General features: G+C 62.6%; 8 protein-coding genes. 7 read left to right on the top strand and 1 reads right to left on the bottom strand.

Translation table 11 applies throughout. The features are described 5' to 3' along the window. From IB264_RS32915 to IB264_RS32905, 3 genes are all read left to right on the top strand, one after another. Positions 1 to 242 (top strand): aminotransferase class I/II-fold pyridoxal phosphate-dependent enzyme (locus IB264_RS32915; RefSeq protein ID WP_192433700.1); only part of this gene is annotated, 242 nt, incomplete at its 5' end. A 204-nt stretch (positions 243 to 446) separates the two neighbouring features. After that, complete coding sequence (gene tdh, locus IB264_RS32910; RefSeq protein WP_192435180.1) at positions 447 to 1,481, top strand: L-threonine 3-dehydrogenase; 1,035 nt, start codon at positions 447 to 449, stop codon at positions 1,479 to 1,481. Between the two features lie 117 nt (positions 1,482 to 1,598). Then, positions 1,599 to 2,921 carry an MATE family efflux transporter gene (locus tag IB264_RS32905; protein ID WP_192435178.1) on the top strand — a complete coding sequence of 441 codons (1,323 nt, stop codon included), beginning with the start codon at positions 1,599 to 1,601 and terminating at the stop codon, positions 2,919 to 2,921. A gap of 210 nt (positions 2,922 to 3,131) precedes the next feature. Here IB264_RS32905 and IB264_RS32900 read toward each other — a convergent pair whose 3' ends face one another. Beyond that, positions 3,132 to 4,727 (bottom strand): winged helix-turn-helix domain-containing protein, encoded by a 1,596-nt coding sequence (locus IB264_RS32900; RefSeq protein ID WP_192435176.1) that lies wholly within the window; start codon positions 4,725 to 4,727, stop codon positions 3,132 to 3,134. Positions 4,728 to 4,976: 249 nt separating this feature from the next. On the opposite strand from IB264_RS32900, the gene IB264_RS32895 reads away from it, so the two are divergent. From IB264_RS32895 to IB264_RS32880, 4 genes are all read left to right on the top strand, one after another. Continuing rightward, positions 4,977 to 5,729 (top strand): SDR family oxidoreductase, encoded by a 753-nt coding sequence (locus IB264_RS32895; RefSeq protein WP_192435174.1) that lies wholly within the window; start codon positions 4,977 to 4,979, stop codon positions 5,727 to 5,729. Positions 5,730 to 5,806: 77 nt separating this feature from the next. Beyond that, positions 5,807 to 6,220: a cupin domain-containing protein gene (locus IB264_RS32890; RefSeq protein ID WP_025431391.1), complete on the top strand. Its 414-nt coding sequence runs from the start codon at positions 5,807 to 5,809 to the stop codon at positions 6,218 to 6,220. An 89-nt stretch (positions 6,221 to 6,309) separates the two neighbouring features. Continuing rightward, positions 6,310 to 7,407 carry an HlyD family secretion protein gene (locus IB264_RS32885; RefSeq protein WP_192435172.1) on the top strand — a complete coding sequence of 366 codons (1,098 nt, stop codon included), beginning with the start codon at positions 6,310 to 6,312 and terminating at the stop codon, positions 7,405 to 7,407. After that, positions 7,404 to 9,029: a DHA2 family efflux MFS transporter permease subunit gene (locus IB264_RS32880; protein WP_192435170.1), complete on the top strand. Its 1,626-nt coding sequence runs from the start codon at positions 7,404 to 7,406 to the stop codon at positions 9,027 to 9,029. Before IB264_RS32885 ends, IB264_RS32880 begins: the two co-directional genes overlap by 4 nt. Positions 9,030 to 9,080: the final 51 nt, after the last annotated feature.

Genomic DNA, 9,080 nt, shown 5'->3' with positions numbered 1-9,080 from the left:
CGCTGGCCGGCGAGGGCCATCCGATCATCCCGGTGATGCTCGGCGATGCCGCACTGGCGCAGGAGATGGCGGCGCGCATGCTCAAGAAGGGCGTCTACGTCATCGGCTTCTCCTTCCCGGTGGTGCCGAAGGGCCAGGCGCGCATCCGCACGCAGATGTCGGCCGCCCACAGCGAAAACGACGTGCGCCGGGCGATCGCCGCATTCGAAGAGGTCGGCCGCGAGCTCGGTGTGATCAAGTGAGTGTAGAGCTCTGCTCCTCACCCTAGCCCTCTCCCCGCAGGCGGGGAGAGGGGACGTGCCCGGCAAGAGGTTGAGCCTGCGGGCAGTCCGAGATGGGCGCAAGGGGTGCGGCATAGCCCTTCTCCCCGCGATCGCGGGGAGAAGGTGGCGGCAGCCGGATGAGGGGCAGGCCCCAGGCGGGCAGTTGATTTTGGAGACAACCAAATGACGAAGATGATGAAGGCGCTGGTCAAGACGAAGCCGGAGGTCGGGCTCTGGATGGAACGCGTGCCGGTGCCGGAGGTCGGACCGAACGACGTGCTGATCAAGGTGAAGAAGTCGGCGATCTGCGGCACCGACGTGCACATCTGGAACTGGGACCAATGGGCCCAGAAGACCATTCCGGTGCCGATGGTCGTCGGCCATGAGTTCATGGGCGAGATCGCCGCGGTCGGCTCGGCCGTCACCAAATACCATGTCGGCGAGCGGGTCTCGGGCGAGGGCCATATCGTCTGCGGCAAGTGCCGCAATTGCCGCGCCGGCCGTGGCCACCTCTGCCGCAACACGCTCGGCGTCGGTGTCAACCGGCCGGGCTCGTTCGGCGAATTCGTCTGCCTGCCGGAATACAACGTCGTGCCGATCCCGGAAGACGTTCCCGACGAGATCGCCGCGATCTTCGATCCCTTCGGCAATGCGGTGCACACCGCACTGTCGTTCGATCTGGTCGGCGAGGATGTGCTGGTGACCGGCGCCGGGCCGATCGGCATCATGGGGGCGCTGGTTGCCAAGCGCTCGGGCGCGCGCAAGGTGGTGATCACCGACATCAACCCGACGCGGCTGGAGCTTGCCCGCAAGGTCGGCATCGACTACGTCGTCGACGCGTCGAAGCAGAACCTGACCGACGTGATGAAGGCGATCGGCATGACCGAGGGCTTCGATGTCGGGCTGGAAATGTCGGGGGCAGCACCCGCCTTCCGCGACATGATCGACAAGATGAACAATGGCGGCAAGATCGCCATTCTCGGCATTGCGCCGGCCGGCTTCGAGATCGACTGGAACAAGGTGATCTTCAAGATGCTCAACCTCAAGGGCATCTATGGCCGCGAGATGTTCGAGACCTGGTACAAGATGATCGCCTTCGTCCAGGGCGGGCTCGACCTGTCGCCGGTCATCACCCACCGCATCGGCATCGACGAGTTCCGCGACGGCTTCGAGGCCATGCGCTCCGGCAACTCCGGCAAGGTCGTCATGGACTGGTAAGCGGGACAACGTTTTGCAGACAGTATCGACGTAAACAGGCCGATCGGCCGGGGTGATGAAGATGTTTAGGCAAACTGGTGCGGCCGTGTGGATCTTTCCGCCAAGGCCGAATGCGCGATGAACATTTCGCCACCTGTGGAGCTGCAGGAAAACTGGAACCGCCGGATGGTCACGCTGGCGTTTCCGATCATCCTGGCCAATCTCGCGCAGCCGGTGTTGTCGCTGGTCGACACGATGGTGGCGGGGCATCTTCCTGGTCCCTGGTATCTCGGCGGGGTGGCGCTCAGCGGCGTTCTGTTCAATTTCCTGTTCTGGAGCTTCAGCTTTCTGCGGATGGCGACAACAGGGCTGGTCGCTCAGGCTTCGGGGGCCGAGGACGGCGCGCTTGTGCGCAAGCATCTGCTCAGGGCTCTTCTCATTGCCGCTGCCGGTGGCGCGATCATCCTATTGCTGCAGAAGCCGATCATCGAAATCGGACTTGCGCTCCTTGGTGGCAGTGAAGCGGTCTACGAGAGTGCCGTGGCTTACGCGTCGGCGCGAATCTGGTCCGCCCCCGCGGCTCTCGGGAATTTCGTTCTGCTCGGTTATCTGCTGGGTCGCCAGCGGGTGATGATTTCGCTCGCGTTGCAGATCGCGCTCAATGTGCTCAATCTTGTTGCGACCGTGACATTGGTCTTCGTGTTCGACTGGGGGGTCGCCGGCATCGGCGCTGGCACCGCCATGGCCGAATGGGCTGCCTTCATTGCCGGTTTGTTGATCGTGCGACCCTTCAGTGCGGGGCAACCGCTGGACTTGCGCGAACTCCTGGATGGCGCCGCCTTTCGAAGCTTGATTGCAGTCAACCGCGACATATTCTTGCGCAGCCTCTTCCTGCTGGTGTGCTTCGGCTGGTTTGCGCGAAGCGGCGCTGCAGAAGGCGACGCGATCCTGGCGGCCAATGCGGTGCTCTTGAACCTCCATGGCATCACCTCCTATGGCCTCGATGGTTTTGCCCATGCAACCGAGACCCTTGTCGGATCCGTCATCGGCGCACGCCGCAAGCAAGCCCTTCGACGTGTGATCAAGGCGGCCTTCCTGTGGTCCGGACTGGTGGCGCTGCTGTTTTCACTGTGTTATGCGCTGGCTGGTCCGACGATCATTTCCCTGTTGACCAACCAGGAGGAAGTTCGCGCCGCGGCCGTCCAGTTTCTTCCCTACGTCGTCGTGTTGCCGCTGATCTCGGTGACGAGTTACATGCTCGATGGTGTGTTCATTGGCGCAATACGCACCCGGGAACTGCGCAACAGCATGTTTATCTCGACGACGGTCTTCCTCGCGACGGCATACATTCTCCAGCAAGTCTGGGGCAATCATGGGCTCTGGCTCGGGATGATGGTGTTGATGCTGGCGCGCGCGGCGACATTGGGCCTCAAACTGAAGCGTATTTTTGCGCAGCTGTGATCTGGGCGCGTTGACGAAAGGCGCCTTCGGGCCTTCGCCATCGCCTGCTTCGCGTTGCCACTGGGCGATACCGGGCTGTCTGTCTTCTGGTTTAACCCTATCGAGCAGCCTTTAGAGTGCTCGGTTGAGCAGGGAAAAGAGGATCGTTGACGGCGGCCAGTCTGTCCCGGCGAGGGCGGTGACGTCGTCATCCAGTTCAAGCCGGTGGATTCATTCCGGCAACCCAGCCAGGCGCAGACCATCGGCAAACCGCGCAAGATCTTCCGGACGATGGATCGGAAGCCAGTCCTTGAGATTGGCGATGCGCAAGGATGGATCAAGCGTGCGCAGGCGCCGCATCGCCTGTCGCGCTTCTTCGAGCCGCCCCGCGAGCGCGTGGCTCGACGCCAGAAGGGCGACCGCGACGAGGAGGCTGGGCAGGTTCCCTAGCGCCTTTTCCGCCCAGGACGAGGCGGAATCAAAGCGCCCGTCGAAGAAATGCGCGAGCGAAGTGGCGGCCTCCATTCGAAACATTTCCGGATCCAGTGGGCTCAAACGAACGGCGTGCGCGAGATCCTCGATGGCGCTGCCCGTTTCACCACGGAAGACGCGCAACGCCCCACCGAGGAACCAGGCGGGGGCGAAGTTCGGATTGAGCAGCCGTGCCCTGTCGATGAGCGCAATGCCGCCGTCGAGATCGCCGGCGAGATGCCCGAGCGCGTGGCCGGCTCTCGTCAGCGCCACCGCATCATCCCGACCCAGCTCCACGGCCAGCCGCGCCAGCCGCACGCCTTCGGCGATCTCGTGGTTCCGGTCAACCATCCAGCCGTTCAGCTTGCGCCAGAAATGGCACCAGGCCGCCCCGGCATAGGCCGATGAAAAGTCGGGGTCGAGCTCGATCGCCTTGTAGAAAAGGGCCAACGCTGCCTCGATCGCGTCGTGGGTTCCGATGTGCAGTTTCGCCATGCCACGCAGGTAATAGTCGTAGGCGTCAAGGCTTTCCGTCGGCTTGCGTTTGGCGCGCTCGATTTCCACGCGCTCGAGTTGCGGTGAGATCGCGCCGACGACACTGGCCGAAATCTGATCCTGAAGGTCGAAAATGTTGTCGAGCGCGCCCTCGAAGCGTTCTGCCCAGAGATGCGCCCCGGTCGTGGCGTCGATCAACTGGCCGGTGATGCGCACCTGGTTGCCCGCCTTGCGCAGGCTGCCTTCCAGCACGTAGCGCACGCCCAGTTCCCGGCCGACTTCCTTCACGTCCACCGCCCGACCCTTGTAGGTAAAGCTCGAATTGCGCGCGATGACGAACAGCCAGCGGATGCGCGACAATGCCGTGATGATGTCCTCGACAACGCCGTCGGCGAAATACTCCTGATCCGGATCGCCGCTCAGGTGCTGGAACGGCAACACGGTAATGGAGGGTTTTTCGGGAAGAACGAGCGCGGACGGCTGCTCCTGCAATTTTCCGGAGGCCTGTTCATTGGCGCCACGCCCGCCGGGCTGTGGCGTGTCTCCGATTTCATCGACCTCAACTTCGCCGACGAAGCGGAAACCCTTGCGCGCAATCGTGCGAACCAGGTGCTGCTCCTCGCCACTGTCGCCGATGGCCTTGCGAACGGCGTTGATGTGGCTGGTGATTGTCGATTCCGAGACCACCCGGCCGCTCCACACCGCCTCCAGCAGGTCGTCCTTGCTGACGACACGGTGACGGTTTGCCACCAGGTGCTGCAGAAGATCGAACACCTGCGGTCCGACGGCCACGACTTGCCCGCGCAGGGTCAGCTCCCTGCGCTCCTGATCCAGCACGTAGTCTGCGAACATGAACTGCAAGGCCGGCATCCCTGACCGAGCGCCACCGGTTCGTGGCCGGGGCAACTGACGAATGATATCTGACATCGATAGCGAACGCCTGGCTCGTCACGTGCCCGCAAGGGCGTCGGTCAGGCAGGCGTCTTGGACATATATTCAAGCATCCTTCAAAGGCAATTCAAGCCTGCCTCAAGGACTTCCCACATACCCGCAGGTACTCTCCATTCGTACAGACGGCAATGGTTGCGGTCGGCAAAGCGGAGAAAACCCATGAAGATCGTCGTTATCGGAGGCACCGGCCTTATCGGATCGAAACTTGTGAAGAACCTGCGCGAGCGCGGTCATGACGTGCTTGCCGCCGCCCCCAACACGGGCGTGAACACCATCACCCGCGAAGGTCTGGCCGAAGCGATGGATGGCGCCGAGATCGTCGTCGACGTGGCGAATGCGCCGGTCTGGGAAGACAAGGCCGTTCTCGAGTTTTTCGAGACCTCGGGTCGTAATCTATTGGCCGCCGAAGCCGCTGCCGGCGTTCGCCATCACGTTGCCCTGTCGATCGTCGGCAGCGAACGCCTTCCGGACAACGGTTACTTCCGGGCAAAGATCGCGCAGGAAAACCTGATCAAGGCGTCCGGCATGCCCTACTCCATCCTGCGCGCCACGCAGTTCTTCGAGTTTGTCGGCGGCATTGCGCAATCGGCCGACGTCGACGGCGAGATCCGCCTGTCGCCGGCGCTGTTCCAGCCGATTGCGTCCGACGACGTGGCGGCGGCGCTCACCGATGTCGCCCTCGCACCGCCGATCAACGGCACGGCCGAAGTCGCCGGCCCCGAGGCCGTTCCGCTCGATGAACTGGTGCGGCGCTTCCTCAAGGCAAAGCATGACACGCGCAAGGTCGTGCCGGACGTTCACGCACGCTATTTCGGTGCGGTGCTTAACGATCAGTCGCTGACACCAGGCGACAAACCGCGTCTCGGCACGATCCACTTCGAAGACTGGCTCGGCCAGCAAGTCACACACTGAGGCTTGCGCAGTCTGCACAAAACGCTCGTCCGGGACACGGCGCGGCGTCCCACGAAACACCCATTAGGAGAACGACAATGCTGACACGGTTTCTCAAGGCCTTTGCCCTGGCAACACTCTCGATCACCCCGGTCTCAGCCGCCGACCGACCCGAGGGCAAGGTGACGATCGTATTCGACCACGTCCTTCCGAACGTTCCCGGCAAGAGCATGAAGGGCGTGCTCGTCGAATACGGGCCGGGCGGCGCTTCGCCCGGCCATACGCATCCGGACTCGGCCTTCATCTACGCGACTGTGCTCGAAGGCGCGATCCGCAGCAGCGTCAACGGTGCGCCGGAACGGGTCTACGAGGCCGGCGAGAACTTCTACGAGGATCCCGGTGCTCGTCACGGAGTAAGTGCAAACGCCAGCGACACGAAGCCGGCGCGATTGCTCGCGGTGTTCATCGTTGAGACCGGTGAAAAGGAACTGACCACGCCCATCGGCGAATGACCATTGAACGCGTTTCCGCGCGGACAGCCTTTGGCAACTCCATCGAAAGGCTGCCTGGCGACCACCTAACCCCAACAGGAACTGAGAAAATGGATCCGCTCGAAGACAAAGTCGCCAGCGTCGTAGGCGAGGGCGCAGCGATCCGTGGCGCCGCGAAACAGGGCAACAAGAAGAAGGTCGTCGGCCTGCTTCTGTGTCTCGGCGCAGTGATCGCCGTTGCCGGCGGATGGGCCTGGGCTCGTCCGAGCGGCGAGGCGTCGACCGACAACGCCTATGTGCGCGGCGATGTGACCGCGCTTGCCCCAAAAGTCGGGGGCTACGTCACGGCGGTGGAGGTTGATGACAACCAGACTGTAAGCGCAGGGCAGGTGCTGTTCCGGATCGATGATCGGGACTACAGGGCGCGCCTTGCGCAAGCGGTGGCCAATATGGAAGCCGCCGAAGCTCGCCTTACCAATGTCGACGCGGAGACCGAACTTCAGCACGCCCTCATTCGACAGGCCGAAGCACAGAAACGTTCGGCTGTCGCCGAGATGGATCTGGCGACCAAGGCCTATGGCCGCCGCCGTGAGCTTATCCGCAGCAACACAATCAGCCAGGCTCATGTCGATGAAAGCGATACCGCGCGATCAAGAGCGGAGGCGGGCGTGGCGGCTGCATCCGCCACAGTCGAGGCTCAGCAGCAACGCATAACGGTCTTTGCCGCTCAGCGCGAGGCGGCCGTCGCCGCCGTGGCCCAGGCACGGGCCGCTCGCGATCTCGCTCAGATAGATCTCGAAAGCACCGTGGTTCGCGCGCCTGTCGCCGGCGTTATCGGCAACCGGCAAGTCCGTATCGGAAGACTTGTCGCGCCGGGTAACGCTTTGCTCGATATCGTACCGGTCGCCGGTGTGTGGGTGGTGGCGAACTTCAAGGAAACCCAGCTCGAACATATCAGGTCCGGCCAGCGTGTGCGCATTCGCATCGACGGTTATCCGAACGATGCCCTTGAGGGTGTGGTTGACAGTTTTGCGCCCGGCAGTGGGTCTGCCTTCAGCTTGCTCCCCACCGACAATGCGACAGGCAACTTCGTTCGTGTCGTCCAGCGCGTTCCGGTGAAGATCCGGCTTGCCGGCAATCCGCTTCTTGGTCGTCTGGTTCCTGGCCTTTCGGCACGAGTCGCGATCGATCTGGGGAGCGGATCATGACAATGGCCGTCACCGCGATCCCTGGGCGTGAGAGATCGACGACAGGCGCACTTCTGGTCACTGGCATCGTGCTTGCCGCCCTGACGGAGGCGATCGCCAGCACTGTCCTGTCGCTCGGGCGGGGTGACATCATCGGCGACACATATGCAACGCCAGACCAGTTCGCCTGGCTGGATGTCGGATACACCAGCTTCAAGCTCATCGGCTTCATGACGGCCCCCTGGCTGCTCAGCCGCATCCATCCCTTGCGCCTGATCATTGCCTCGACCCTTGCCATGGGCTTGGCGTGCGGCATTGCCGCCTTGACGACTCGCCTGGACTTGCTGGTCGTCCTTCGAGTAGTTCAAGGCTTCTCCGGCGGCACCCTGTTGGTCGGCGGTCAGGCGATTATTTTCCTCGCCTATCCCAGTGCACGTCAACCAATCCTGCAAGCGTTGTTCGCCATGGGGGCCGTTGTCGCGCCAGCGACGATCGCCCCGGCGCTTCAGGGATGGTTGCTCGACAGCCAATCCTGGACATGGATCTTCTTCAGCGTCGTTCCGGTGTCGCTGGCGGCTGCCGGGCTTATGCTGATCGCAGACATGCCGATGCCGGCAAAAGCGGCGCACCGCCCGTTTGACCGGATCGGTTTTACACTGATGTCTGTCACGCTCTTTTCGCTCACGTATGTCCTCAGCCAGGGAAGTCGATGGGATTGGTTCGAGGAACCTCGCATCCTGTGGCTGACGGTGCTTGGCATGGCCACGCTGCTGGCGTTTCTTGGCCAACAGGTGCTGGCAAAAGGTCAGGGTCTGCTCGATTTTACCCTGTTCCGATCGGAGGACTTCAGCTTCGCCTTCATCGTCAGCTTCGTTGCCGGCGCCGCACTGTTCGGGAGCGCCTTCCTCATTCCCTCGTTCGCCGTGTCCGTTCTCGCATTCACGCCCACCGACGCTGGGCAGCTCTTGTTGCCGAGCGGCGCACTCTTCATCGGCGCGCTCCTGCTAGCTGCCTATCTCATGCAGGCCCGCCACCTTCCTCCGTTTGCCACGGTGCCCTTCGGCATCCTGATGATCATGGTCGCCATGTGGATGCTGTCGGGCTCGACCAGCGAGAGTGGCGCGGACGACATGATGGCGGCGGTCCTGTTGCGCGGTCTGGGCCTCGGCTTCCTGTTTTTATCGATCACCCTGATCGCGTTCAGCAACCTTAACAGCCGCAATCTCGCTTCCGGGATCGGCCTCTTCAATACCGGTCGTCAGCTTGGTGGACTGATCGGGGTCGCAGGGCTGCAAACATTGATAGACCATAACGTTGCCGCCAATGTCGCTGTGCTTGCCGCCGACGTGACCTCAGGGGAGATCGCGGTGCTCGAACGGCTGAAGATCACGACAGCCATGCTGATGGCGAAAGGGATGGAAGGAGCTGCCGCTAGCCGGGCAGCAACGAGCCTTCTGGGCCGGGCGGTCACAAGTCAATCGACGGTGATTGCCTTCGACACTGCCTTCAATGCCGTCGCACTGCTTTTTCTGTTTGCCGCCCCGGTGCTGGTCGCCATCAAGATCGGATTGGCAAAATATGCAAAGGCACGCGTTCGGCAATCGCAAGGCGAAGAAGTCGTATTGCAATCGCTTCGCCGATAACCCGCAGGGTGTCAGGACGGGCCACCGAGGTGGCAAGACGTACGGTTCCTC

The organism is Ensifer sp. ENS11 (assembly GCF_014851895.1).
Taxonomy (GTDB): Bacteria; Pseudomonadota; Alphaproteobacteria; order Rhizobiales; family Rhizobiaceae; genus Ensifer; species Ensifer canadensis.
This window is presented reverse-complemented; position numbering and strand designations above follow the sequence as displayed.